The organism is Vibrio sp. 10N.247.311.13, assembly GCF_041467595.1.
Classification (GTDB): Bacteria; Pseudomonadota; Gammaproteobacteria; order Enterobacterales; family Vibrionaceae; genus Vibrio; species Vibrio crassostreae_C.
Genome location: NZ_JBFSUX010000013.1, coordinates 66060 through 91920 on the forward strand (window position 1 = coordinate 66060; position 25861 = coordinate 91920).

The window sequence follows — 25861 nt, forward strand, 5'->3', positions numbered from 1 at the left end:
TTTTAGGGACAGGACTTTCGATTTATGATCATCAGCATGATAGCGGCAATGGCAAACAACCGTATAATTGGTAAAGACAATCAGATGCCTTGGCATTTACCTGCGGATTTTGCATGGTTTAAACGCTCGACTATGGGTAAACCAGTCGTGATGGGACGTAAGACCTACGATTCTATTGGACGCCCTTTGCCGGGTCGGTTGAATGTCGTAATCAGCCGTGATGAGAGTTTAAAGATTGAAGGTGTAACGACGGTAACTTCTATTGAACAGGCTCTAGAGCTACTCAGTGATGTTGAAGAGGTGATGATCATTGGTGGCGGCTCTATTTATGAGAGCTGCTTACCTAAAGCGGACAAGTTGTATCTGACTTACATCGATTTCGCCGTCGATGGAGATACACAATTTCCTGACTGGGGTGAAGGTTGGAAGCAGAGCTTTAACGAGAGCTATCAAGCTGACGAGAAAAACAAACACAACATGGAGTTTGTGATTCTCGAGCGTTAACTGTGGTTATCAATAGCTAGTCTCTGAAAAATGCTTGCGTTACCCTACCAAGGTAGCGCAAGTTTCTCGTATCTTTATAGCGCTTTCTGAGTGAAAAACTGTTTATCTTCCCAGCGAAGAATTGTCAATTCACCTCCCCAGACGCATCCAGTATCAAGTCCAATTACGTCTTTTCCGTTATAGCCTTCAAGCGCAGCCCAGTGTCCAAAAACAACGGTTTTATCGAGCTTTATGCGTTGCGGAAGGTCAAACCATGGCACTAATGGTTCATCGGTAATCTCATTCGGTGGTAGCTTACATGCCATGTCGAGACGGCCATCTTCAAAACAGAAACGCATTCTTGTCAGGCTATTGATCGCATAGCGATAGCGCTCAATATCATGTAAATCCTGATGCCATAAATCAGGCGCGTTGCTGTACATGTTTTCGATTAGCCATTGCCATTTATCGGACTTTAACAAGGATACGATCTCTCGATTTTCAACACGTGCTCTTTCTAGATTCCACTGCGGTGAGATACCCGCATGGCACATCACGAACTCTGGGTGTTCTTGAAGCAAAGGCTGTTGTCTTAACCATTCGATTAGCAGTTCACGATCTTCAGCATCAAGAATCGCTTGAGTCTTATCTTTTGGTTTCGCTGGAAATAGTCCTAAGGACACCGCCAGAAGATGTAAGTCGTGGTTGCCTAATACAACCTTAGCTGCGTCACCAAGGTTACGAATAAAGCGTAACGTCTCCAATGATTTAGGGCCTCGAGCAACTAAGTCTCCGGCGACCCATAAAGTATCTTGGTGTTTATCAAAGTTAATTTTTTCAAGTAGTCCTTGAAGTTCGTCGAAGCACCCTTGGATGTCTCCGACAATGTAATTCGACACAATAATTTCCTGTAGATACGGATGTACGGCTAATTAAGAATATTAGGGATTGCGAGTCTGAATGGGTCAACTTCGGTAATAAAATCAATGCCCTTGTTATCGGTCATCACATAGTGACCTTGCATAACGCCAACAGGGGTTTCGATGACCGTACCACTTGTGTAGGTGTACTCGTCGTTGGCTTCAATCACGGGTTGTTGGCCAACTACACCATCACCCTCAATGGTGAGCTGCTTGCCGTTAGAGTCGGTAATTAACCAGCGGCGAGACATAAGTTGCACCGTTGTTTTACTTAGATTTTTGATGGTAATAATGTAGGCGAAGACATAACGATTCTTCGTTGGCTCAGATTGTTCTTCTATGTACTTAGAGTGAACCTGGCATTTGATACAAGGCGTAGATATATCCATATTCGCACCTTTTGTTGTTGATATACTTAATGTAATTAAAGTATTACATAAAAAAGGCTCCTAACCGAAGTGTAGGAGCCTTTTTTATTTATTTGTCAGCGTTATGACTGTCGTACAACCAGTTTGCCATGTCGACAAACTGCTCGAGCGTTAAGTTCTCAGGACGCATGCTTGGGTTGATACCTAGCTCTTCAAGCACTTCCTTATCGATTAAGCTCTTGTAGCAGTTACGAACTGTTTTACGACGCTGGTTAAAGCCTTCACGACAGACGCGATCTAGCCATTTCAGATCTTTTGCCGGGTAAGGCAGCACTTCGTATGGCTGTAGGCGAACGACTGCTGAGTCTACTTTCGGTGGCGGAACGAAGGCCGTTGGTGGCACTTCTAGTACTGGCGTCACTTTACAGTAGTATTGAGCCATTACAGTAAGGCGACCGTAAGCTTTGCTGCCAGGGCCAGCAGCTAGACGGTTAACCACTTCTTTTTGAAGCATAAAGTGCATGTCTTGCACGTCTTTATGGAATTCAAAAAGGTGGAACATCAATGGTGTAGAGATGTTGTATGGCAAGTTACCGAAGATACGTAGCTTATTGTTTGGCTTAACCAGTTCTTGGAAGTCGAACTTCATCGCATCACCTTCACGGATCGTTAGCTTATCAGCCAGATCTGGATGGTTACGAAGACGTTCTGCAAGGTCTCTATCCAATTCGATAACAGTAAATTTATCGACAAGCTTACCCACAGGCTCAGTAATTGCGCCTAGACCAGGACCGATCTCTACCAAGTTTTGACCTGGTAGTGGGTTAATACTCGATACGATGCCATCAATAATGTATGGATCGTTAAGGAAGTTTTGACCAAAACGTTTACGCGCTTTGTGCCCTAAGTGGACATCATTTCTCATTGCTTTTTCTCTACTAATTCAATGGCGTGCGTGAGCGCTGTTCTAAAGCTCCCTGTATCGGCTTGGCCTTTCCCTGCCAAGTCTAAGGCGGTACCGTGGTCGACTGATGTGCGAATAAACGGTAAGCCAAGCGTGATGTTCACTGAGCGACCAAACCCTTTGTATTTCAATACCGGGAGTACTTGGTCGTGATACATACCTAAAACAGCATCTGCATTTTGCAAATATTTTTCATTAAAGATGGTGTCTGCTGGCAATGGGCCAACTAAATTGATGCCATCTTCTTGGCGAATTTTTTCTAGCGTCGGGGTGATAGTTTCAATCTCTTCACGCCCTAAACAACCATCTTCACCAGCATGTGGATTCAAGCCACATACGTAGATAGTTGGTTTCTCAATAGCAAATTTCTCAACCAAATCTTTATTCAGAATAGCAATAATTTGCTCTAATCTGTCTTCGGTCACTGCTTGAGATACATAAGCTAGTGGGATGTGCGTTGTTACTAGCGCAACACGCAGCCCTTCTGTTGCCAACATCATCACCACCAGTGGTGTATTGGACTTCTCTGCAAAGAACTCGGTATGGCCGCTAAAAGCAACGCCAGCTCGGTTAATTACACCCTTGTGAACGGGGCCGGTGACAATAGCATCAAATTCATCATTCATACAGCCAATTGCTGCGGTTTCTAAAGTATTTAATACGTAATGACCATTAGCCTCATTGAGTTGACCTGCAACTGCCGTTTCAGCAAGTGGAACGTGTTTCACTACCAGTGTGCCAGCACGTTGCGGTTGCTTAGTTGCGTTTGCGTCATAATCTAGCAGATCGACTTCGATACCAAGAATTTTAGCTCGCTCGGATAGCAGTGTTTTATCAGCACAAACCACGAGTTGATGAGGCCAACTTTCTTGAGATAGAGCCAAAGTTAAATCTGGGCCTATCCCTGCTGGTTCACCTGCGGTTATGACAATACGTTTAGTTATTGTCATCTTGGTCGTCCTCAACCATCTCAACAAAGGCACTTGCTCTTACTTCTTGTAGCCAAGCACCAGCTTCTTCGTTGAATTTACGGTTAAATAGAATTTGGTAAGCTTTGTTTTTCAAAGCTGAATCGGTACGGTCGACTTCGCGACGGTCTAGTACTTCAACAATGTGCCAACCGTGTACGGTTTTGAATGGCGCACTGATTTTGCCTTCTGGTAGCGTTTCTACTTGGTGTTTGAATTCTGGTACATACAAATCTGGTGTTTGGTAGCCTAGCTCACCATCTTGTACTGCAGAACCTGGATCTTGGCTGTATTGCTGTGCAAGGTCACCAAAGCTCGCTTCCCCTGCGTTTACGCGGCGCGTGATCTCTTCAAGTTGTTCCTTCGCGCCATCATCACTCAAGATTACGGTTGGCTTAATCAGGATATGACGAGCATTCACTTCCGTTACTGCTACGGTTTCTAAGCCTTTCACATCTTCAATTTTTAGAATATGGAAACCAACGCCACTTCTGAAAGGACCGATGATGCTGCCTATATTTTGCATTTTGATTTGATCAGCAAAGATGGTTGGCATTTCTTCTTTACGCATCCAACCCCAATCACCACCTTGCAGTGCTTTAGGGCCCTTAGAGTAAGTATAAGCCATGGTGCTGAAATCTTTGCCTGAGTTCAGTTCTTCAACCAGTTCAGTAGCTTGAGCTTCTAACTCTTCTTTGGTTTGGTCATCATTAAAGCGCAGTTGAATGTGGCCAATTTTATATTGAACGGTCGCGTTAGTCTCTTGCGCTAAGATATCCGCTAGGTTATCGACTTCCGCAGGAAGAATATTGATACGACGACGAACTAAGGCGTTACGAGCTTCACTTGCTGCAATCTCTTTTCTTACTTGCTCACGAAATGCATTGTAGCTAAGGCCTTCTTCCGCAACCGATGCGGTAAGCTGTTCAACCGTTTGATTGTTGTCTTTCGCGATGCCTTCGATTGCTTGATCGAGTCTAGCATCATCAATACGAACGCCAATACGTTCCGCTTCTTGAGTTTGAATAGTATCGATGATCAGTTTTTCGAGCACTTGCTCATTGAGCACATCTTGCGATGGCAATGTTTGACCGCTTTTCTTAGCGTTTGCGCGCAGCGTCTTCATCGAAGCATCGATGTCGCTTTGTAAGATAACGCCTTCGTTAACGATAACTTTTACGCTGTCTAGCTCAACCGGTGCTGCAAAGCTTGTTGATAAAGTACAAGTCGCTGCAATAGCAATTAATGTGCGTTTCCACAATGTCATGTGTAATCCTTTAAATTTACTGATTTCTTATCAGTAAAGAAAATTAGTTGTTTAAGAAGAATGGGCGACCGTAGCTCAATGAGTTATCAGAACTGCTATCCCCAACAGCGCCTGAATCAGAGCCTAAGTTAGTACCAAAGCCGATAATACCGAAATTCACACCAAAGTTATTTTCATATTCAGGCGTGACATTTGGATCACTAATGTTATTTGTCAGCTGGTTACTATACGTAAATCCGATATACCAACAATCCGATTTATAGTTCAAGCGAGCCAACCATTCTAGATTTTCTTGTGTGGTTAAATCATAGAAATATTGAGCACTGGCATTCCACTTCCGCGAAATCTGGTAAGCACCAAGTAAGCCTGCTTGTGAGATACCATCTCTAGTTATGGATGATACGTCAAAATCTACAGTTTCATTTATGTACTCTTCTGTTACATAGCGGTAGTTGGTTTGTATATAGCCGCCGGCAAAACGGTACTCAATGGTACTGTTAGCAAGTTGCATCGAAGATGAATCAATGTCGTATTGCACACCGCCATGGTAGAAAAGGTAATCATCGTAGTTGAAATCCATTTCAATAGCCCAAGACGAATAATTAGTTTTCTTATTAGAGTCGTCGTTGTCTAAAGTCTGTTTTGTATCTTTATCAAAATAGAAAATTTGACCAAAAGATATGTTTAAGCGCTCTCGGTACTCATCATCAAAAAAGCGAGATGATGCGCCATAGCTAATTTGATTTGCTGACGCAATGCGGTCTACACCACTGTATTTGCGGCTTCTGAATAAGCCATAGTAATCAGTCTGTAGTAGTGTTGTATCGTAAAGGCCAATTTCGCTTTGATCTTCTTCTGGCACGTAAAGGTACTGAACTTGAGGTTCGAGTGTTTGAGTGTAATTACCTACAATTTTTGTATCACGTTCAAGAACGATACCTGCGTGGCTTCTAAACTCAGGTATTACACGTGTTACTGATTCCTCTAAATCTTCATACTCACTATCAATGTCATTCAGATCCTGTTGGTAGTATGTACCAAGTAATCGTGCTTCGGTTGTCCAAGTGCCCCAAGTGTTACCTACTGGGATTGTAATACCAGGTTCAACGTGAACACGAGTGGCTGATGGTTTGCCTGATGCGTCGGTATCGAACATTGATATATGACTGATTAAGTCAAAATCTAGGTAATCCATTACCTCTGGAGCATAGTAGTTATACTCGAGTTGTGGCATTAGACGATAAGGCAAGTTATTGCTGGTGGTAAGAACTTGGAAGTCTCGAACAAGTACAGACGCATCCCAATTTTGAGAACGGTATGTTGCTTGCCCTTCTTGAAGCAGTTGTCCATCTTCACGGTTACCGATATTTGAGCTCATGTCCGAAAAGTAGTCAATATCACTGACTTTAGAGTAATCAATTTCGAATAACCAAGATTGTTGGAATATTCCTGAATGTTCTAGTTGGAAACCCCAACGATCGCCTAGATCAGTGTACTTTTGATCGTCTGGTAAATATTCAGACTCGATACTACCGGAACCAAAATCGCTTAAATATCTGAATTTACTGTTGAGTTGAGTGCCACGCTCTTGCATGTACTTGAAGGTAGTTTCCAAATCGTAGTCTGGTGCTAAGTTCCAATAAACAGGAATTTCAGCTTCAAAACCATCGCTTGAACCATACGAAACTGTTGGGTACAAGAAACCGGTTTTACGTGTATCACCCACCGGTACTGTTAAGTAAGGTAAGTAAAAGACGGGAACACTTTGGATTTCAAAACGTGGATTATAAAAAGTGGCTTGTTCTTCGTCTTGGTCGACACTGATGCTCGATGCTCTTAGACGCCAAGCATTATCGCCGATAGGGCAAGAGGTAATGGAGCCATCTTCAATCTCATAAACCGCTTTACCTGTTTTTGCTATATAAACAGCATCTCCGCGACCGGGCTCGCAAAGGAATTCGTAATCGGTGTTCTCAAGCGTCATTTCATCTGTAGTCAGATTATTGGTCGCTCTGTCTGAGATAGATTTGATTTGACCATCACTAAAGTTTACGTTGCCTTCAGCTACAACGATATTTTCTTGTTGGTGCAGGGTTACGTTATCGGCAAGGATGGTCTTGTTCCCTTGCGTAACGACTACGTCACCTGAATATATTGCTTTGTCACCATTGATAGCTTCTAAGCGATCTGACTCAACATGAGCGGGTAGCTGTGTCTCGTTTTCTGCAGCGGGCTCGATCAAGCATTGATCTATAGAGGGCATTTCCTGCACACTACTATCGGTGATTGTTTCAGCTTGAGTTGTCGACACGTATAACGCCGTACTTATAGACGCGGCTAACAAGGTGCGGGAAAAAGATTGCATGAAGTTGAACTATCCTGTGTCACTAGATGAAGGGTTGATCTAGTATCAATCCAATTAATAAAGCATTTTCCTTATGATAAAGGAAATAATAGCATTCAGCATCATCAGACAGCATTACTCAGATAAAATTCATAGATAGAGAACACATAATGCAAATATTTGGCAAAATTTTGGGCGCGTTTTTTGGCTTTTTATTTGGAGGGCCACTCGGTTTAGTTTTTGGTCTGTTTTTAGGACACCAATTCGATAAAGCTCGCGGATTGAACCAATCAGGCTTCAATAGCTCTGGTTTTGGTCGAGGTCCAAGCCAAGCAGAAAGACAGAACGAGTTTTTTAAATCCGCTTTTGCGGTTATGGGGCACGTTGCTAAAGCGAAAGGGCAGGTAACGCCAGAAGAGATTCAACTCGCTTCTACCATGATGGAGCGTATGAACCTGCATGGCGAACAGCGTAAAGCAGCGCAAGATGCATTCCGTGACGGCAAAGAGAGCGACTTCCCTCTGAACGACGTACTTGAGCGAGTTAAAATCTCATCGGGTGGTCGTTTTGATCTTCTGCAGTTCTTTCTAGAGCTTCAGGTATCTGCCGCATTTGCGGATGGAAGTTTGCACCCGAGTGAACGTCAAGTTCTGCATAAAATAGCGCAAGGGCTTGGGTTTTCGGCAGCACAACTAGAACGCCGCTTGCAGATGCAAGAAGCTGCGTTCCGTTTCCAACAGCAAGGTGGAAGCTTTGGTGGCCATCAGGGTCATGGGCAATCATCAGGTTGGCAACAGGCTTCGCAACAGAACCAACTTGGCGACGCATATAAGGTTCTTGGTGTGAGTGAAAGTGCTGACGGTAAAGAGGTGAAGAAAGCCTACCGCAAGCTGATGAATGAACATCACCCAGATAAACTGATGGCGAAGGGCTTACCGCCTGAGATGATGAATGTTGCGAAAGAGAAATCGCAAGAAATTCAGAATGCTTATGACCTGATAAAGAAAGTAAAAGGTTTTAAGTAATTGAACACTAAACCGAGTAATAACAAAGTTACTCGGTTTTTTATTAAAGGGAATTATATGACGGTAACGTATCAGGATGTTCTAGAGTTTTGGTTCGATGAGTTGACGCCTAAAGATTGGTTTACTGGCGGCGCCGAGATTGACACTTTGATAGAGTCTCGATTTTCTGAATTGCATAAAGCAGCCATTCAAGGCGAGCTATTTGAGTGGCGCCAAACTGCGCAAGGACGATTGGCTGAGATTATCGTACTTGATCAGTTTTCTCGAAATATTGGTAGAAAAAGTCCGACAGCATTTTCTGCTGATCCGATGGCGTTGGCTCTAGCCCAAGAGGCGGTAGCGGGTGGTTTTGATCACCAGCTTAACGAGCAACAGAAAAGCTTCCTGTATATGCCTTATATGCACAGTGAATCTTTGTTAGTCCATGAACAAGCCGTGGAACTCTTTTCTCAAACGGGATTAGAGCATAATCTGGACTTTGAGTTTAAGCACAAGGTTATCATTGAGCGATTTGGTCGCTATCCGCACCGTAATGAGGTGTTAGGGCGAGCTTCGACTCCCGAAGAGATTGAGTTCTTGCAGCAACCGGGCTCAAGCTTTTAATTGTAGAAATACGGTCAAAGAATTGAGAAGAGGCTAGAGGTTAATAAAAACCTCTCGCCTCTTTTTTACTTTAGTGATCAACTTTAGCCTTAGAGCTAGTTTGCTTGGTTGAGCGACCAATCGTATTCATAACTGATGTTTTGAGTATTGGTTACTGCTTCAATTCGATATTGTTCTAAGTGCTGAATAAGCTGTTTCTTCGTACCAAAATCCACAGCAAACCATTCGTAAATCGATGATAGTTGAAGCTTATTGTTTGTAACCATCACGCCTTTGTCACTGCTTACAAACTCAGTTGCAGCTTGCTCTAGCAAGGCTTCAGTATTTTTAGAGGTAAAAGCGTCAGGTTGTAAGTTAGGGCAACCTAGGCTGGCACAGTTCACTGCATAATGCGTGCGAGGATCTTGCCAAATTGGTCTTAGGATTCGGTGTTCAATGTCATTGAGTGTCAGTGATTTCCCATTAACGACTACCACATCATCTCCCCACGGACCGAAACTAAATAGTCCGCCAAGTTTAGTTATGGATTTGATCGGGTAGGCATCAAGAATCAAATCGACAGTCACGGCGTTGTATAGGTTAACCCAATAGGCATACTGCTCCGCTTTTGAATAGTCGAGCGGATTCACCTGTTCGAGTTGCTTGATGTATTGTTTAAGCTTTGTTTTATCGGCGGTGTTCACTGCTTTATAGCGAACTAACGTATTTTGCCCCTGTTTAACCAAGTAGCTATCGAGGAATTGCTGCCAATCTTGATGAGATACCTGTTCTAGTTTGGTTTCGTCGCTTTGGTTCCAGTATGGCCAAAGATCGGACTTAGGCGCAGACCAAGCTAAGGTTGAGAAAAGTAGGCTGATAATAACGAGTAGTTGTTTCATGGCATTCTCCTGATGACTGACTACTAAGACCTTATGCTTTGCGATTTTCTTTCATGGCTCTTCAGTTAAATAACAGAGCAGAGCTTAATAAACACATTAAGTTAAGCTAAAAACTCAGCCAAATAAAAAAGGTTGGCATTAGGCCAACCTTTTATGTGTACACAAAACAGTGCGATTCTATTTCAAGACTTCTTATTTTAGGAAGCTAGGAATCTTAGCTTCAAACTCTGAAATCTTATCGGCGTGTTGAAGTGTTAGGCCGATGTTATCTAGGCCATTCAGTAAGCAGTGACGACGGAACTCATCAATTTCAAACGAGTACTCTTTGCCGTTCGCGCTGACTTTCATTGCTTCTAGATCAACCGTAATTTCTGCACCTTCATTCGCTTCAACGAATTGGAATAGCTCATCCACTTCTTGCTCAGTCAATCGAACTGGCACCATTTGGTTGTTGATCGAGTTACCGTAGAAAATGTCGGCAAAGCTTGGTGCGATCATTACTTGGATACCGTAATCGGCAAGCGCCCACGGTGCGTGTTCACGAGATGAACCACAACCGAAGTTTTCACGAGCTAAAAGAATTGAAGCGCCTTGGTAGCGAGCTTCGTTCATTACAAAATCAGGGTTTGGCTGTTGGCCTGCATCGTCTAGGAAGCGCCAATCGTGGAACAAGTGCTTACCAAAACCGATGCGGTTTACTTTCTGTAGAAACTGCTTTGGAATGATCGCATCAGTATCGATGTTGGCCGTATCTAGAGGAACGACTAATCCGGTGTGTTGTTGAAAACCTGACATGTTAAATCCTCTAATTAAAGTTCACGAATATCGACAAAGTGACCAGCGATAGCCGCTGCGGCTGCCATTGCTGGGCTAACTAGGTGCGTACGACCATCACGGCCTTGGCGACCTTCAAAGTTACGGTTTGATGTAGAAGCACAGCGCTCTTGTGGACCTAGACGGTCGTTGTTCATTGCAAGACACATAGAACAGCCTGGTAAGCGCCATTCAAAGCCGGCTTCGATGAAGATCTTATCTAGGCCTTCAGCTTCAGCTTGTGCTTTAACTTGCTCTGAACCCGGAACGATAAGCGCTTGAACATGTTTCGCTACTTGACGACCTTTCGCTACCGCTGCTGCTGCACGCATGTCTTCGATACGAGAGTTAGTACAAGAACCCACGAACACTTTATCTACGTTGTAATCAGATAGAGATTTACCGGCTTCAAGACCCATGTAAGCCAGCGCTTTTTCAGCTGATGCTTTTTCTACAGGGTCTGCGAAGCTTTCTGGTGCAGGGATTGGTGTGTCTACTGAGATAACCTGACCTGGGTTGGTACCCCAAGTGACTTGTGGTTTGATGTCTGCCGCTTCTAATGTAACAACTGCATCGAATTCTGCATCAGCATCGGTTTTTAACGTATCCCAGTATTCGATTGCTGCTTCTAGGTCTTCGCCTTCTGGAGAGAACTTACGACCTTTGATGTACTCGTATGTCGTTGCATCTGGAGCGATTAAGCCTGCTTTAGCGCCAAGCTCGATTGCCATGTTACATACTGTCATACGACCTTCCATCGTAAGGTCGGTAATTGCCTCACCACAGAATTCAACTACGTAGCCAGTACCGCCAGCAGCCGTTGTTTTACCGATGATCGCTAGCACGATGTCTTTTGCAGTGATGCCAGGAGTAACCTTGCCTTTTACTTCGATCTTCATGGTTTTAGCGCGCGCTTGTTTTAGCGTTTGAGTCGCTAGAACATGCTCTACTTCTGAAGTACCGATACCGAATGCTAATGAACCAAATGCACCGTGTGTAGCCGTGTGCGAGTCACCACATACGATGGTCATGCCCGGTAGCGTAATACCTAGCTCAGGACCCATTACGTGCACAATACCTTGGTATTTGTGGTTTAGATCGTAAAGCGTGACACCAAACTCTTCACAGTTCTTCGATAGCGTTTCCATTTGGATACGAGCCATCTCACCAGAAGCGTTGATGTCTTTAGTTTGTGTCGATACGTTGTGATCCATGGTCGCGAAAGTCTTGCCAACTTGGCGAACTTTGCGGCCTTTCTCACGCAAGCCATCAAATGCTTGAGGTGACGTTACTTCGTGAACTAAGTGACGATCGATATAAAGAATTGGTGTTTCGCCCTTCGCTGCAACCGCAACGTGAGCATCATAAACTTTTTCGTATAAGGTTTTTGCGTGCTGGTTTGTCGACATAGCTTTTCTTCCTTGGGAGCATCAGTCCCAGTGTTTGTTTCGAGCCAAGTCATGCGGTTTACGCTGACTTGGCTTGATATTATTCTTATGTACTTGCTTCTAATCGGAGCCTTTAGCTTATGAAGCTAAGATGTACTCAGCGATCTTGTCACCCATTTCAGAGGTAGTCAGCGCTTGGTTTTTGCCAGCAAGGTCTGCCGTTAGCTCGCCTGCAGAAAGTGCTTTAGAAACCGCTGCTTCGATGTCTTGTGCTGCCGCTTCTTCGCCTAGGCTGTAACGAAGCATTAGGGCTGCAGAAAGGATTTGCGCGACTGGGTTTGCGATGTTCTTACCTGCGATATCTGGTGCGCTGCCACCTGCTGGTTCGTATAGGCCGAAGTTGCTTTCATTTAAACTTGCAGAAGGAAGCATACCCATAGAGCCAGTGATCATTGCGCACTCATCAGAAATGATGTCGCCGAAGATGTTTGAACATAGCATTACGTCAAACTGAGATGGGTCTTTGATTAGCTGCATGGTCGCGTTGTCGATGTACATGTGGTTTAGCGTTACATCTGGGTAATCTTTTGCGATCTCTTCAACGACTTCACGCCATAGGATAGAGCTCTGTAGAACGTTCGCTTTATCGATTGAGTAAACATTTTTGTTACGTAGGCGTGCAGATTCAAACGCAATCTTTGCAATACGTTCGATTTCGTAGCGGTGGTAAACCTCTGTATCAAAAGCTTTTTCAGTTGCGCCTTCGCCTTCACGGCCTTTAGGTTGGCCGAAGTAGATACCGCCTGTTAGCTCACGGACTACCACGATGTCGAAACCGTTACCTGAGATGTCAGCACGTAAAGGCGAGAAAGACTCTAGACCTTTGTGGATTTGTGCAGGACGTAGGTTACAGAACAGTTGGAAGTGTTTACGGAGAGGAAGTAGGGCACCACGCTCTGGTTGATCGTTTGGTGGAAGGTGTTCCCACTTAGGGCCGCCAACCGAGCCAAATAGTACTGCGTCAGATTCTTCACAGCCAGTGACTGTTGCTTCTGGAAGTGGACAGCCGTGGTTATCAATTGCGATACCACCAACATCATACTCTTCACGAGAAAAGCTAATCGCATGCTTCTTTTCAATCGCGTCTAGCACTTTGTGTGCTTGCTGCATTACTTCTGGGCCAATGCCATCACCAGGTAGTACGGCAATTTTGTATGATTTATCAGTCATGTTAATCCTTTAATTCTTTGTTACTGAGCTATTTAGCTCGTTTTAAATTTTGTCCCTAAAGCCAATAACATCGGCTCTAGGGCTCTGTTATTGGGTGCTTAAATTGTTGCGATTCTTTGCTGTTTCATTTCAGCAATGGTGTCTGCGCGTTGAATGCTATTAATAACGTGCAGTAGCGCCTGACCAGAGGCCTCAACGATATCCGTTGAAACGCCTGTACCGTGGTACTTGCGGCCTTTGTAGTTCGCAATAATATCAGCTTGGCCTAAGCCATCTTCGCCTTCACCTTTCGCGGTAAGGTCGAATTTATCCAATGCAATTTCGTAACCCGTTAAGCGGTAGATACATTGGTATAAAGCATCAACCGGGCCGTTACCGACAGCCGCTTCGCATTTCTCTTCATCACCACATTGCAGCTTGATGCTGGTGGTTGACATAACACTACCAGATTGTACGCTTAGGTAGTTAAGTTTATAGAAGTCATCTTCGTCACGTAGATTTGCGAAGTGCATTAGTGCTTCTAGGTCGTAATCGAATACTTGGCCTTTACGGTCAGCCAGTTTCAAAAAGTCTTCGTACAATGAATCTAGGTTGTACTCATTGTCTTTGTAGCCCATTGCGTCCATGTGACTCTTAACGGCTGCACGACCACTGCGGCTTGTTAGGTTCAATGCTTTGTTTTTCAAGCCAATAGACTCAGGTGTCATGATCTCGTAAGTGTTCTTGTTCTTTAGCATGCCATCTTGGTGGATACCTGAAGAGTGGCTGAATGCGTTAGCACCAACGATTGCTTTGTTGTCTTGAATCGGCATGTGGCAAAGCTGGCTCACCAATTTACTGGTACGGTGGATCTCTTGGTGATCTAGGCCGGTATGAACACCTAATAACTCTTGACGAGTCTTGATGATCATTGCGATCTCTTCTAAAGAACAGTTACCCGCGCGTTCACCAATGCCGTTAATGGTACCTTCAACTTGGCGAGCACCTGCTTGTACCGCTGCGATTGAGTTAGCAACCGACATGCCTAAGTCATCGTGACAGTGAACAGAGATGATCGCTTGGTCGATGTTGGGTACGCGATCAAATAGCGTTTTGATAATGCCACCAAACTCGTTAGGTACTGTGTAGCCCACTGTGTCTGGAATGTTGATGGTTTTCGCGCCCGCGTTGATTGCCGCTTCAACCATACGACATAGGTTGTCGATAGGTGTACGACCGGCATCTTCACAAGAGAACTCAACATCGTCAGTGTAGTTGCGCGCATGCTTTACCGCTTTCACTGCCATCTCGACAACATCGTCGTAGCTGCGGCGTAATTTGTCTTGAACGTGAACCGTCGATGTAGAAATGAAGGTATGAATACGGAACTGCTCAGCCACTTTTAGCGCTTCTGCAGCGGCATCGATATCCTTCGCTACAGCACGAGAAAGCGCACAGATACGGCTATCTTTAATATTTTTTGCGATGGTTTGTACTGACTCAAAGTCGCCTGGTGATGACACCGGAAAGCCCGCTTCAATAACATCTACACCCAGTCGTTCAAGTGCATAAGCGATCTGTAATTTCTCTTTTACCGTTAAGCTTGCAGCCAACGCTTGCTCGCCATCACGTAAGGTCGTGTCAAAAATTATCACTTGATCGTTCATGGGTGCTTCCTTATATCGATAATGAATCGATTGCTATCCAAATTATTATTAAGAATGATGTTCTTTTAAAAGTGCCAGTTACAAAAAAACCCGCTCAGCGCGGGTTTTAATATTTGTGTAGTTCTTGACCCACAACTTACCCGCGCGATTGGTTCACGATAAGGAGAAGTTTCAGCAGTCGAGAAGAAGAAAAAATCATTACACAAATATCCGTAAATAAACTGTTAACACCATATTTACCGCAATTTATTCTGAGCGTCAAACAAGAAAATCCAATATCAGCGTGCTTTGGCGGTGTTTTTTTTTGGTTTGTGCTGCTTGCGTGTTGTTTGCTGGTGTTATCAGCTGATTGAGTGTTTTGTACTGGGCGGTTAGTTTATCGTTTGGCTGATGTGTAGGTTAAAACTTTGTAGTAAATCTTTTTGATGGAACGATTCACCAATAAAATTAAAAGGGTGGCTAAATTAATTAATCATTTGATTAAATAGTGAGTAATTAATCTTCTACAACCATGTCGATTTATCCCTATAATTAATCGTGTGATTAATTATAGGGATAGGTCTCAGTGATGGCAGCGCGTAAAGCAGGGCGACCTCAACAGAATCTAGATGTACGGCAGTTACTCATTGAGCACGCTCGAGATCTGTTTGTCGTTCAACCATACGACAAGGTATCGACTCGCTTAGTTGCTGAGCGAGCGGGTGTGAATATTGCGATGATTCGCTATTACTTTGGCAGTAAAGCCGGATTGTTTGAGGCGATGCTACGTGAAACCCTACGACCGATGCAATTGCAGATGCAAAGGTTGGTTGAAGAAAGCAGTCATGAGAACTTTCTTGATTTAATGCGGACTTACTACAAAGAGATGGTCAAGGTGCCCAAGTTTCCACGCTTGATTGCCCAAGTAATGAATATGCCTCCCTCTGAAGTGCAAAGAGAGTTGCTCGAAAAGGTTTTCCTCGATGTGGCCAAGCCAGCCCAAGATGTCATTTTTGAAAAGTTGGTGGCACAAGGTGTCTTAAGAAAAGAGATGGATCCCAAGCTCTGCCGCGTGTCGTATATAAGCTTGATGGTATTTCCATTCATTGCACCGCCCCCTCTATTAGCAATCCATGGTATTGAGATTAATGAAGAATTCCTTAATCGTTTAATCGAACACAACATTCAATTGATGACAGAAGGCTTTATAAACACGCCAAGCCCTTCTTCCGTGCAGGACCAAAGATAATGAAAATAAATAAAAAACTACTCTTCTTTCCAGCACTTGCGGTTGGTGTGATTGGCCTTGTCGCCGCGATTAACTTGAAGCCAGATCTTCCAACCAAACCTGCAGGTGATAGAGCTCGCTTAGTTGATACAGTGAGCCTAGAACAACAACTGATAGCGCCGTTAGCGGTCGGCTTTGGCAAAGTGGTGCCTAAAGTTGAATGGAAAGCGATTGCTGAGGTGACAGGACAGATCGTGTATCGACATCCAGATCTTGAAAAAGGGCAGGTGATCCCTGCAGGAACGGTCGTACTCAAAGTTGATCCATTGGATTACGAATTGAAACTGATACAAGCAGAGGCGGATCTAAAATCAAGCCAAACCTCATTAGCGAAATTGAATCAAGAAGAAGACAACCTTAATCAGACTCTTAAGATCGAAAAGAATCGCTTAGTGATCAGTAATAAAGAGTTACAACGTAAACAGGATCTGCGTAAGAAAGGGCTCACCTCTCAATCGGATGTCGATCTACAAAAACAAAGTGCGCTATCTCAACAGAAGTTGGTATTAGATATCGCGAACCAAATCGCATTAATGCCAGACGAAAAACGTGTTGCGCAAGCGGTGATTAAGGTCAATGTATCTAAAGTCAAAGAGGCGCAACGCTCTCTCGATAAGACTACCGTCACTTTACCAAGAGCGATGCGAGTTGCTCAAGTTTATATCGAGCAAAATCAAGTGGTTAACCTTCAGCAAGAGATGTTTATTGCTCACGGGATTGATGTCATGGAAGTGGAGGCGCAACTTTCTATTCACGATATACAAACTTTAGCCTCCAGCTTTAACCAGTTCCCTCGCGATACCGCAGGAATTCCTAATCCTTATGAAGCGCCAATCAAAGCAAGCATCCAACTTAACAGCGGTAACCTGAATCTTAGCTGGCCTGCGAAGGTAGCAAGAATCAGCGAAACGGTTGATGAAAACCAAGCGACGGCGGGGATTATTCTCGAGATCGCTCAAGACTATTCACAACTGCAGCCAGACAGCGCAACGCCGTTGGTTAATGGTATGTTTGTCAAAGCCGAGATTGAAGGTGTAGCGAATCTAAGTTGGGTGGTTCCAGAGCGAGCACTGCATGGTGATAAGGTTTACTTGATGGATGACAATCAGCGTTTGCAAGTGGTGAATGTTGAAGTGCTTTATCGCAGAGACAATCAAGTGGTTGTGAGTGGCGAGCTACAAACTGGAGATAAACTGGTTCTCAATGATGTCCTGCCAGCAATAGAAGGCATGTTACTGAGAGAGTCCAACTCTGAAGAGGCTGAGCTTGAATCAGATACTCAGGAGAGTGCGTCATGATCAAGTTTTTCTCTCGGCACCCAACAGCAGCAAACTTGTTGATGCTTGGGTTGTTGATCTTGGGTATAAGCTCACTATCAACCATCAAACGTGAAACCTTCCCCGCTTACGATCCGCCTTACATTATGGCTGCGATTGTTTATCCCGGCGCCTCTCCACAAGAAGTGGAAGAGAGCTTGTGTGTGCGAATGGAAGATGCAGTAGACGGCTTAGCCAACATTGAAGAGACTCAGTGTGAAGCCATCGAAGGCAGCGCTCGTTTAATTCTAAAGTTAAATGAAAAAGCGGACATCGGCCGAATGCTGGTGGATGTACAAACTCAAATCAACTCTATCAATGACTTCCCGACTGAGATTGAATCACCTGTTGTTCAAGAGCTAGATTGGAATGAACCGGTTGTTGATATCGCCATCACAGCAGAAACATCGTGGCCGGAGCTTAAGGCCTACGCTGAAGACCTCAAGCGTATCATGAAGCTTGATTATGATGTTTCACTGGTCGATGTTAGCGGCTTCTCTGATCATCAATACCGCGTTGAACTGGATACTCAAGCGATTCGCCAGCTGGGTTTGAGTGTCGGTGATATCGCAGACCAGATTGGCCGTCAGAATGTAAAACTGCCAAGCGGTAACGTTGAAACACCAGACAAGAATTTTCTGATTCGTTTTGATGAAAGACGAATTACACCTGTTGAGCTGGAAAGTATCGTGGTTGGATCTGCGCCCAATGGCTCTGTGATCCGTTTGAGGGACATTGCAAAAATAACCGACCGCTTTGAGCTTGATGAACAGAAGGTGTTGTTTGATGGCAAGCCATCGGCTCTGTTGAAAATCAGTAAGAATAAAGAAGATGATGCGTTACGAATCAAAGAGAACGTGACGCGATTCGTTGAAGATCAAAGCGCTATTGCTCCTGATGGCGTGACACTACAAATGACCAACGATCTCTCGTCGGTACTTTGGGATCGCCTTACTATGATGGTTCGCAATGGCTGGCAAGGTATTGTGCTGGTATTTGCCACCATGTGGCTGTTCTTCAGCTTACGCTATTCATTCTGGGTTGCGGCTGGCTTACCGGTTGCCTTCCTTGGTGGTTTATTCTTAATGGCGAACTTAGGTTTATCGATTAACATTATGTCGCTGGTCGGACTGTTGATGGCGATTGGTATCATGATGGATGACGCCATCGTGATTGCCGAATCGATAGCGTCCCATTTAGACCGGGGGCAAAACGTTGATGATGCGGTGTACAACGGCGTTAAGAAAGTGCTTCCCGGGGTCTTATCTTCTTTCTTAACTACGGTGTGTATTTTCGGTAGCTTGTTGTTCCTCGATGGAGAGATGGGCGCGGTGCTTAAGGCTGTTCCTCAAGTATTGATTTTGGTGCTGTCGTTGAGCTTGATTGAAGCCTTCCTGATTCTGCCTAATCACTTGTCTCATTCATTACACAAAGAAAAGAATGACAAGCCAGCGCTGCGCTTCAAAGTTGTGTTGTTAGAGAAGTTTGAGAACTTTCGTAATACCACTTTGATGAACATGGTTGAGAAAGTGGTGACATTCCGCTACGCCTTTATGGGCGGAGTGCTGACCCTGCTGTTGCTTTCGGTAGCCTTGATTGCTGGTGGCGTTGTTAAGTTCCAACCTTTCCCTGAGCTTGATGGTGATATTGCCGAGGCGCGTATCATTCTTCCGCCGGGGGCGTCACTGTCTCAAACCGAGATAGTGGTCGATAAGATTGTAGCATCAGCCGAGCGTTTAAATGCGCAGTGGAGCGAAGAGGTCGAAGAAGGCAACACCTTGGTTGAGCACATTACTAGCCAATTTAATGCCAACGCAGATGCCAACGAATCTGGTCCGCACTTAGCTACCGTGCGCTTAGACTTACGCGGAGCTGAGAGCCGTAACACGGTTATTGATGACTTTATTGATGCATGGCGAGAAGACATCGGTGACTTGGCTGATCCTATCTCGTTAGTTTTCAAGCAACCGACCATGGGACCGGGCGGCCGTGCGATTGAGATTCGTGCTAAGCATGATGACCTGAGCGCATTGAAATCGGCTTCTTTGGATATTCAGGAATACCTTAATCAGTTTGATGGCGTGCACGGCGTGCTGGATGACATGCGTATGGGTAAAGAAGAGATTTTGGTGAAGCTGCGTCCGGGCGCTGAGACCTACAATGTGAATGGACAGATGATCGCTTCCCAATTACGTGCGGCTTTCTTTGGTCAGACAGCGGATGAGATTCAAATCGGTGTTGAGAATATCTCGATTGAAGTTCGTCTTGATAAAGAACAAGCGGGTGATTTACAGCAGCTGGCTAACTTCCCAATCATCACTGCAGACGGCAGTCAGATTCCATTAGCAACATTGGCAACGTTAGATTTTCAGCGTAACTATGTGCGAATCCAACGTATCGATGGGTTGAGAACCATCAGTATCTTTGGTGATATTGATAATAAGAAAGCGAGTTCATCCGCGATTTTGGCTCAGTTCCAAAAAGATGAAGCCGCCAAACTTATTCAGAAGTACCCGGGTTTACGCTTTGATTTCGAAGGGGAGGCCAAGGATGCAGCCAAGACTGGCGCTTCGATGGGCAAAGGATTCTTGCTCGGCTTATTCGGCGTGTTTGCGATTCTTAGCTATCAGTTCAGAAGCTATTTAGAGCCTGTGGTCGTGATGTTAGCGATTCCACTCGCTTTTATTGGGGTGGTCGTTGGTCACTGGATACTTGGCCATTCTTTGAGTATGCCAAGCATGATGGGCTTTGTGTCGCTTGCCGGTATTGTGGTTAATGATTCCATCTTGTTGGTGCAGTACATTCGTCACCATGTCGATGAGGGAGATAGCGTGCATGACTCGGTGGTGAAAGCCAGTCGCGAGCGTTTCCGAGCGGTATTCTTGACCTCAATGACGACTGCGGCAGGTTTGCTACCGCTGTTGACGGAAACCAGCTTACAGGCTCAGGTTATCCAGCCATTGGTTATTTCGATCGTATTCGGCATATTTGCCTCGACCTTACTGGTGCTGTTTATGATCCCTGCTGCTTACGCGATATTGGCGGATTTCGGTTTGGTTAAAAAGCACGAGCCACTAGCGCTATAGCCTTTAGCGTTTAATTATTTGCGAGCTCTACTATTATTAGCGAGCTCTAGTATCATTAGCGAACGCTATAACCATTGACACGATAGAAGTAGCGTTTGCTTGCTTATATAAAGAATTGAAAACATAGAAGAATAAAGCGGCCTTGGGTCGCTTTATTTTTATCGGTCGCTTCTATCGCCATCCTGACTTGATCCATTGACCTGTCTATCAAGCATGGGAAATTTCATTTTAGTTCATTCAAAACGTCACTTAACTGTCATTTGTTGGGCATAACTTGAGCCTTAACTGAATAAGGATTGTTAAGGAGATCGTATGCGTACTATCGAACCTATTGTCCGCTGGGATGTGGCATTTTCTGTTTTCTGTTTAAAGAGCCGTTATAGCGGGCAACATGCAACGCTCAGTAAAGCGGTGTCTCATACTGGAGATGGACACCTTTATGTTTTGATTGCCTTGATTGCACTGCTGGTCGATAGCAACACCGGTCGAGACTTTCTTTTGGTGGGCTTAACCGCCTTCGCAATCGAACTGCCTATTTACTGGTTTGCTAAAAATACCCTCAAGCGCCGTCGACCAGCTGAATTCTCTTCACTACTTCACTCTCATATTGTGCCATCCGATAAATACAGTCTGCCTTCAGGGCATTCCGCTGCTGCTTTTGTTATGGCGACCCTAATCGGGCATTTCTATCCGAGCTTATACCTCTTTAGCTTGGTGTGGGCAACTGCGATTGCAGGCTCTCGAATCCTGCTCGGTGTGCACTTTTTAACGGACGTACTGATTGGCGCAGCCTTGGGCATCGCTTGTACCAGCCTCGCTATCAGCTTCATCCTGTAATTATTTTGTTGGCAACCACTGCCGAGCTTAAGTGGTAAATTTAAAGGAACATGCATGAAAATTTTATATGGCGTACAAGGCACAGGAAATGGGCACATCGCTCGAGCGAGAGCAATGGCCGTCGCTTTTCGTCAGCAAAATATTGATGTCGATTTTCTGTTCTCTGGGCGAGATGAGAGCAAATACTTTTCGATGGAAGCGTTTGGCAACTATCAGACCCGCAGCGGCTTAACTTTTTACAGCGAGCAGGGGCAGGTTAAATACGGTAAAACATTCATGAAGAACAACATCTGGCGATTTCTCCGTGAGATTAACCAGATCGATCTTACGCCTTATGACTTAGTGATTAATGATTTTGAGCCTGTCACTGCATGGGCGGCTAAGAGACAAGGTGTGCCATGCATTGGGATAAGCCACCAGAATGCGTTTCGTTATGATGTACCCAAAGAAGGGGGCAACTGGATTGAACATTCAGTGATTCAACATTTCGCCCCAACCGAGCACTCTATTGGCTTGCACTGGTATCACTTTGAACAGCCGATTTTGCCGCCTATCGTTCACACGCTGGTTGGTGAGCAACAAATAAAAACAACACAAGACTTTACGTTGGTCTATTTGCCATTTGAGGATCTTGAGTCGATCTCAGAGCTGCTGATGAAGTTCATTTCGCAAAACTTTGTCTGTTACCACCCGGATGTGATTGAGCATAGCCGAGTTGAAAATATTGAGTTCAAACCACTCAGTCATGCGGGCTTTCAATTCGACCTCAATCAGTGCTCTGGTGTGGTCGCAAATGGCGGCTTTGAATTGCCATCTGAAGCCCTAACTTTGGGGAAGAAATTGCTTCTCAAACCACTCGAAGGACAGTTCGAACAACAGAGCAATGTGGCGACGCTAGAGGCCCTTGGGTTAGCTCAAACCATGACGTTTTTAGATGCGGCTATCTTGCGCGCTTGGCTCAGTGAAAAACAGGCCGAAGTGGTCACCTATCCAGACGTGGCAAGTGCACTCGTTGAGTGGGTATTAGCAGGGAATTGGTCTAATCAAGATGATTTAAGAAAGCAACTTTGGGACAAGGTCGACTTTCCAAGTTATGCATCGCTCACCTAACTCATAAGTGCTATTTCTGAATTGACCGGTTGAACAATTCACGAGTTCAATAAATTGTAACAAATGTAACCAAACGATAGAACAGCTAAATAAGTCGAAATTAAACTCATAAGTGACGCATTTTATGTTTTTTTATAACTCTATAAATAATTGATTTTTAGATGTTGTTTAATCATTAAGGTAAAATAAAATTATTCTTTATCAATCTTGTTGGTAGCTCGAGATGCATTGGTTAATAGTAATGTCAATCCGAAAAACATCGGTCTGATAAATATAAGAATTAGTGGTTATCTATTCTCATACCATTACCAATTTAACGCTGTCGAACCGACAAGAGGCAACTTGAATGTTAGATAAGAAAGACGCAATGAGTGCTATTGCAAGCTACAGAATGGAAAGCACACTTCGTGGAGTCGACTTAAATCTTTTGACTGTATTTGATGCAGTTATGCAAGAGCAAAACATTACACGTGCAGCTCACAATCTGGGTATGTCTCAGCCTGCTGTAAGTAACGCTGTTGCTCGTCTAAAAGTGATGTTTAACGACGAACTATTCATGCGTCAAGGTCGTGGTATTCAACCGACTCAACGTGCTCGTCAGTTGTTTGGTCCAATCCGCCAAGCGCTACAGTTAGTACGCAACGAACTACCAAGTTCTGTGTTCTCTCCAGAGTCGTCTTCTCGCCTGTTCAAACTAGCGATTTGCAGCCCTTGTGATATGCGTTTTGCTCCTAAGATTATGTCGACAATCAACGAGCAAGCACCTAGCGTGAAACTGCACATGGATGCTGAATTCGATCGTCAACTTTCTGAGCGTATGCGCTACCAAGAAATCGACTTCGTTATTGATTACGCTCGTTTTGATGAGCAAGGCTTCTCAAGCACTGAAATCTTCCAAGACGAATTAGTTGTGGTTGCTTCTGCTTCTCACCCACGTATCAACGGTGAAGTTTCTGCGGCAGAGCTGCTTAACGAAAAGCACGCAAAACTGTCTCGCATCCATGGTCAACGTAGCTTCTCTGAGCAAGCTTACCGTGACCTAGATTGCACGCCTTTCTACGAAGGTACGAGCTTGAGCAACGTTCTTTACGTTGTAGGCCAATCTGAACTAGTAACAATTGCTCCTCGTTGGATGGTAGAACATGCAGCAAACAAAGAGCAGCTTCAGATTCTAGATTTCCCATTCGATAATGCGGCGATTTCTGGCTTCCTAAGCTGGCACGAATCAAGTGAAAAGGATAAAGGACACATTTGGTTACGAGATCAGTTAATGATGATCTGTGGCGAAGTAGTGGCACTTAACTAGACACTAATCCCTATGATTTATAAGCCCTAAGCTAGGAGACTGGCTTAGGGCTTTTTTATGCGCGCTATTTTAGTAGGTAGAAAACTAAGCGTTAGACGTACTATTACTTATAACTTTGAGCTTCATCAGTTGCCTTTTCCATGATCAGAGGTACACTTGTGCGCTCAAAAAAGCTTACAGGTGTAAGCCTAAAGGTAAAGAGATGGCCAATTTAGATTTTCATATCGTAAAAAGACTTCGTGACCAAATTGCCCAAGGCGGCAACCGTACAGCTTTGAAGCACAAAGTAGACAATGTATGGCAAGGCATTAGCTGGGAACAGTTTGGACAACAAATCGATACGCTTTCATTAGCACTATTGGCTCAGGGACTGAGAGTTCAAGATAAGATCGGTATCTATTCAAATAATATGCCTCAATGGACCGTGGCAGATTTTGCATCTTTACAAGCTCGTCTTGTGACTGTGCCGATTTATCCAACCAACACAGCAGCACAGTCGTCTTACATCATCCAAAATGCGGATGTGAAGATCTTATTCGTTGGTGAGCAAGTTCAATTTGACGCGGCGGTGAGCCTATTCGAAGAGTGTGAACAGCTAGAAGTGGTTGTCGCGATGTCTGATGATATCGATCTTCAAGGCCATAGCTTTGCGGTATCTTGGGCTGATTTCATGGCGCGCGGTGTTGAAGCTCAGCAAGCTGAACTTGATGCTCGTCTTGCAGATGCAAGCATGGACGACTTACTGACTCTTATCTATACCTCTGGTACTACTGGCCAGCCGAAAGGCGTAATGCTTGATTACACCAATATTGGCTATCAATTAGAAGGCCATGACGAGCGTCTAAGTTTAAGCAAAGACGATGTCTCATTGTGTTTCTTACCTCTATCTCACGTATTTGAGCGTGCGTGGACGTTCTACGTTCTCTATAAAGGCGCAACCAACTGTTACTTGCAAGATACCATGCAGGTGCGTGACGCGCTGAGCGACGTGAAGCCAACCGTAATGTGTGCGGTTCCACGTTTCTACGAGAAGATTTTCTCTGCGATTCACGAGAAGGTTTCGAAAGCGCCGTTTATCCGCAAGGTTCTATTTACTTGGGCGGTGAACATGGGAGCGAAACTCTCTGTTTGTCACCAAGAAGGTCGCACTCCTTCGCTAATGCTGAAGAAGAGCCATGCATTAGCAGATAAGCTAGTACTCTCTAAATTGCGTGCGCTGCTGGGCGGTAATATCAACTTCATGCCTTGTGGTGGCGCGAAGCTTGATGAGACGATTGGTCGTTTCTTCCATGCTATCGGCATCAACGTAAAACTTGGCTACGGCATGACAGAAACCACAGCAACGGTGTCTTGCTGGGATGACCGCTGCTTTAACCCTGATTCTATCGGTATGTCGATGCCGGGCGCAGAAGTTAAGATTGGTGCTCAGAACGAGATTCTTGTGCGTGGTCCAATGGTAATGCGTGGCTACTACAAGATGCCTGAAGAAACCGCGAAAACATTCGATGAACACGGCTTCTTGAAAACCGGTGATGCGGGTCATTTTGATGAAAATGGTAACCTGTTCATTACTGATCGTATCAAAGAGCTGATGAAAACCTCTGGCGGTAAATACATTGCACCACAAGTAGTGGAAGGCGCGATTGGTAAAGATCACTTTATCGAACAGATTGCGGTTATCGCTGACACACGTAAATTCGTTTCTGCACTGATTGTTCCTTGCTACGACTCGCTAGAAGAGTATGCAAAAGAACTGAACATCAAGTACCACGACCGTGTTGAGCTTATCAAGCACCACCAAATCGTTGAGATGCTAGAAAAGCGTGTGAATGACCTACAGCAAGAGCTCGCGAAGTTTGAGCAAGTGAAGAAGTTCAAGCTACTGCCAAAAGCGTTTTCTATGGATGATGGCGAACTGACGCCGACCCAGAAACTGCGCCGTAAGGTTATCAACGATAAGTATCAAGACGAAATCGAAGAAATGTACACTGAAAAGTCGAAAGATAAGTAGTTTTCTACTGAGATAAATTTTCAGTTGTTTA

General features: G+C 44.5%; 21 protein-coding genes. 10 read left to right on the forward strand and 11 right to left on the reverse strand.

All coding sequences use genetic code 11. The features are described 5' to 3' along the window. Positions 1–24 precede the first annotated feature (24 nt). Positions 25–504 carry a type 3 dihydrofolate reductase gene (folA, locus tag AB6E52_RS08095; RefSeq protein ID WP_017062944.1) on the forward strand — a complete coding sequence of 160 codons (480 nt, stop codon included), beginning with the start codon at positions 25–27 and terminating at the stop codon, positions 502–504. 74 nt (positions 505–578) lie between these two features. On the opposite strand, the gene AB6E52_RS08100 is transcribed toward folA, so the two are convergent. The 6 genes from AB6E52_RS08100 to lptD form a co-directional block, all read right to left on the reverse strand. Beyond that, positions 579–1382 (reverse strand): symmetrical bis(5'-nucleosyl)-tetraphosphatase, encoded by an 804-nt coding sequence (locus tag AB6E52_RS08100; RefSeq protein WP_017062943.1) that lies wholly within the window; start codon positions 1380–1382, stop codon positions 579–581. A gap of 29 nt (positions 1383–1411) precedes the next feature. Further along, on the reverse strand, positions 1412–1792 hold the full coding sequence (gene apaG / locus AB6E52_RS08105; RefSeq protein WP_004735899.1) for a Co2+/Mg2+ efflux protein ApaG: 381 nt from the start codon (positions 1790–1792) through the stop codon (positions 1412–1414). An 88-nt stretch (positions 1793–1880) separates the two neighbouring features. Next, positions 1881–2696 (reverse strand): 16S rRNA (adenine(1518)-N(6)/adenine(1519)-N(6))-dimethyltransferase RsmA, encoded by an 816-nt coding sequence (gene rsmA, locus AB6E52_RS08110; protein WP_017062942.1) that lies wholly within the window; start codon positions 2694–2696, stop codon positions 1881–1883. Beyond that, positions 2693–3685 (reverse strand): 4-hydroxythreonine-4-phosphate dehydrogenase PdxA, encoded by a 993-nt coding sequence (gene pdxA, locus AB6E52_RS08115; protein WP_102321206.1) that lies wholly within the window; start codon positions 3683–3685, stop codon positions 2693–2695. Before pdxA ends, rsmA begins: the two co-directional genes overlap by 4 nt. Then, on the reverse strand, positions 3672–4970 hold the full coding sequence (gene surA, locus AB6E52_RS08120) for a peptidylprolyl isomerase SurA (RefSeq protein ID WP_102321205.1): 1299 nt from the start codon (positions 4968–4970) through the stop codon (positions 3672–3674). The genes pdxA and surA overlap by 14 nt, the downstream gene beginning before the upstream one ends. 43 nt (positions 4971–5013) lie before the next feature. Then, positions 5014–7335, reverse strand: coding sequence for an LPS assembly protein LptD (lptD, locus tag AB6E52_RS08125; RefSeq protein ID WP_102321204.1), 2322 nt, complete (start codon positions 7333–7335; stop codon positions 5014–5016). Positions 7336–7484: 149 nt separating this feature from the next. On the opposite strand from lptD, the gene djlA reads away from it, so the two are divergent. Together djlA and AB6E52_RS08135 are read left to right on the forward strand one after the other, a co-directional pair. After that, positions 7485–8339, forward strand: coding sequence for a co-chaperone DjlA (djlA, locus tag AB6E52_RS08130; protein ID WP_017061385.1), 855 nt, complete (start codon positions 7485–7487; stop codon positions 8337–8339). 57 nt (positions 8340–8396) lie between these two features. Continuing rightward, positions 8397–8942, forward strand: a complete 546-nt coding sequence (locus AB6E52_RS08135) for a DUF924 family protein (protein ID WP_017061386.1) — start codon at positions 8397–8399, stop codon at positions 8940–8942. A gap of 95 nt (positions 8943–9037) precedes the next feature. Here the strand turns inward: AB6E52_RS08135 and AB6E52_RS08140 are convergent, their stop codons facing one another. The 5 genes from AB6E52_RS08140 to leuA all read right to left on the reverse strand — a co-directional run bounded on the left by AB6E52_RS08140 (position 9038) and on the right by leuA (position 14897). After that, the gene (locus AB6E52_RS08140; protein ID WP_102321203.1) at positions 9038–9820 is read right to left on the reverse strand and encodes a DUF547 domain-containing protein; all 783 of its coding nucleotides are present in this window, start codon (positions 9818–9820) and stop codon (positions 9038–9040) included. Between the two features lie 192 nt (positions 9821–10012). Then, positions 10013–10615 (reverse strand): 3-isopropylmalate dehydratase small subunit, encoded by a 603-nt coding sequence (leuD, locus tag AB6E52_RS08145; protein ID WP_017062937.1) that lies wholly within the window; start codon positions 10613–10615, stop codon positions 10013–10015. A gap of 14 nt (positions 10616–10629) precedes the next feature. Next, on the reverse strand, positions 10630–12042 hold the full coding sequence (gene leuC, locus AB6E52_RS08150; RefSeq protein WP_017062936.1) for a 3-isopropylmalate dehydratase large subunit: 1413 nt from the start codon (positions 12040–12042) through the stop codon (positions 10630–10632). 117 nt (positions 12043–12159) lie between these two features. Then, positions 12160–13251: a 3-isopropylmalate dehydrogenase gene (gene leuB, locus AB6E52_RS08155; protein ID WP_017061390.1), complete on the reverse strand. Its 1092-nt coding sequence runs from the start codon at positions 13249–13251 to the stop codon at positions 12160–12162. 98 nt (positions 13252–13349) lie between these two features. Beyond that, entirely contained in the window at positions 13350–14897 is a 1548-nt protein-coding gene (gene leuA, locus AB6E52_RS08160; protein WP_102321202.1) for a 2-isopropylmalate synthase, read from the reverse strand. Between the two features lie 568 nt (positions 14898–15465). Here leuA and AB6E52_RS08165 point away from each other — a divergent pair. The 7 genes from AB6E52_RS08165 to AB6E52_RS08195 all read left to right on the forward strand — a co-directional run bounded on the left by AB6E52_RS08165 (position 15466) and on the right by AB6E52_RS08195 (position 25830). Further along, positions 15466–16125, forward strand: a complete 660-nt coding sequence (locus tag AB6E52_RS08165) for a TetR/AcrR family transcriptional regulator (protein WP_102321201.1) — start codon at positions 15466–15468, stop codon at positions 16123–16125. Further along, positions 16125–17462 (forward strand): efflux RND transporter periplasmic adaptor subunit, encoded by a 1338-nt coding sequence (locus AB6E52_RS08170; RefSeq protein WP_102321200.1) that lies wholly within the window; start codon positions 16125–16127, stop codon positions 17460–17462. The genes AB6E52_RS08165 and AB6E52_RS08170 overlap by 1 nt, the downstream gene beginning before the upstream one ends. Then, positions 17459–20566: an efflux RND transporter permease subunit gene (locus AB6E52_RS08175; protein ID WP_102321199.1), complete on the forward strand. Its 3108-nt coding sequence runs from the start codon at positions 17459–17461 to the stop codon at positions 20564–20566. The genes AB6E52_RS08170 and AB6E52_RS08175 overlap by 4 nt, the downstream gene beginning before the upstream one ends. Before the next feature lie 312 nt (positions 20567–20878). Continuing rightward, complete coding sequence (locus AB6E52_RS08180; protein ID WP_017061395.1) at positions 20879–21403, forward strand: phosphatase PAP2 family protein; 525 nt, start codon at positions 20879–20881, stop codon at positions 21401–21403. 54 nt (positions 21404–21457) lie between these two features. Then, on the forward strand, positions 21458–22513 hold the full coding sequence (locus AB6E52_RS08185; RefSeq protein ID WP_102321198.1) for an MJ1255/VC2487 family glycosyltransferase: 1056 nt from the start codon (positions 21458–21460) through the stop codon (positions 22511–22513). A gap of 346 nt (positions 22514–22859) precedes the next feature. Then, positions 22860–23819 (forward strand): transcriptional regulator LeuO, encoded by a 960-nt coding sequence (leuO, locus tag AB6E52_RS08190; protein WP_017061397.1) that lies wholly within the window; start codon positions 22860–22862, stop codon positions 23817–23819. A gap of 202 nt (positions 23820–24021) precedes the next feature. After that, positions 24022–25830 (forward strand): long-chain fatty acid--CoA ligase, encoded by a 1809-nt coding sequence (locus tag AB6E52_RS08195; RefSeq protein WP_102321197.1) that lies wholly within the window; start codon positions 24022–24024, stop codon positions 25828–25830. Positions 25831–25861: the final 31 nt, after the last annotated feature.

What these genes read in the sequence shown, in the direction of transcription:
- leuD (WP_017062937.1), bottom strand. Translation starts at nt 10,615, where the DNA reads ATGTCAGGTTTTCAACAACACACCGGATTAGTCGTTCCTCTAGATACG.
- folA (WP_017062944.1), top strand. Translation starts at nt 25, where the DNA reads ATGATCATCAGCATGATAGCGGCAATGGCAAACAACCGTATAATTGGT.
- djlA (WP_017061385.1), top strand. Translation starts at nt 7,485, where the DNA reads ATGCAAATATTTGGCAAAATTTTGGGCGCGTTTTTTGGCTTTTTATTT.
- AB6E52_RS08175 (WP_102321199.1), top strand. Translation starts at nt 17,459, where the DNA reads ATGATCAAGTTTTTCTCTCGGCACCCAACAGCAGCAAACTTGTTGATG.
- AB6E52_RS08170 (WP_102321200.1), top strand. Translation starts at nt 16,125, where the DNA reads ATGAAAATAAATAAAAAACTACTCTTCTTTCCAGCACTTGCGGTTGGT.
- apaG (WP_004735899.1), bottom strand. Translation starts at nt 1,792, where the DNA reads ATGGATATATCTACGCCTTGTATCAAATGCCAGGTTCACTCTAAGTAC.
- lptD (WP_102321204.1), bottom strand. Translation starts at nt 7,335, where the DNA reads ATGCAATCTTTTTCCCGCACCTTGTTAGCCGCGTCTATAAGTACGGCG.
- AB6E52_RS08140 (WP_102321203.1), bottom strand. Translation starts at nt 9,820, where the DNA reads ATGAAACAACTACTCGTTATTATCAGCCTACTTTTCTCAACCTTAGCT.
- AB6E52_RS08185 (WP_102321198.1), top strand. Translation starts at nt 21,458, where the DNA reads ATGAAAATTTTATATGGCGTACAAGGCACAGGAAATGGGCACATCGCT.
- AB6E52_RS08195 (WP_102321197.1), top strand. Translation starts at nt 24,022, where the DNA reads ATGGCCAATTTAGATTTTCATATCGTAAAAAGACTTCGTGACCAAATT.
- AB6E52_RS08135 (WP_017061386.1), top strand. Translation starts at nt 8,397, where the DNA reads ATGACGGTAACGTATCAGGATGTTCTAGAGTTTTGGTTCGATGAGTTG.
- AB6E52_RS08165 (WP_102321201.1), top strand. Translation starts at nt 15,466, where the DNA reads ATGGCAGCGCGTAAAGCAGGGCGACCTCAACAGAATCTAGATGTACGG.
- leuB (WP_017061390.1), bottom strand. Translation starts at nt 13,251, where the DNA reads ATGACTGATAAATCATACAAAATTGCCGTACTACCTGGTGATGGCATT.
- leuO (WP_017061397.1), top strand. Translation starts at nt 22,860, where the DNA reads ATGTTAGATAAGAAAGACGCAATGAGTGCTATTGCAAGCTACAGAATG.
- rsmA (WP_017062942.1), bottom strand. Translation starts at nt 2,696, where the DNA reads ATGAGAAATGATGTCCACTTAGGGCACAAAGCGCGTAAACGTTTTGGT.
- surA (WP_102321205.1), bottom strand. Translation starts at nt 4,970, where the DNA reads ATGACATTGTGGAAACGCACATTAATTGCTATTGCAGCGACTTGTACT.
- leuA (WP_102321202.1), bottom strand. Translation starts at nt 14,897, where the DNA reads ATGAACGATCAAGTGATAATTTTTGACACGACCTTACGTGATGGCGAG.
- pdxA (WP_102321206.1), bottom strand. Translation starts at nt 3,685, where the DNA reads ATGACAATAACTAAACGTATTGTCATAACCGCAGGTGAACCAGCAGGG.
- leuC (WP_017062936.1), bottom strand. Translation starts at nt 12,042, where the DNA reads ATGTCGACAAACCAGCACGCAAAAACCTTATACGAAAAAGTTTATGAT.
- AB6E52_RS08180 (WP_017061395.1), top strand. Translation starts at nt 20,879, where the DNA reads ATGCGTACTATCGAACCTATTGTCCGCTGGGATGTGGCATTTTCTGTT.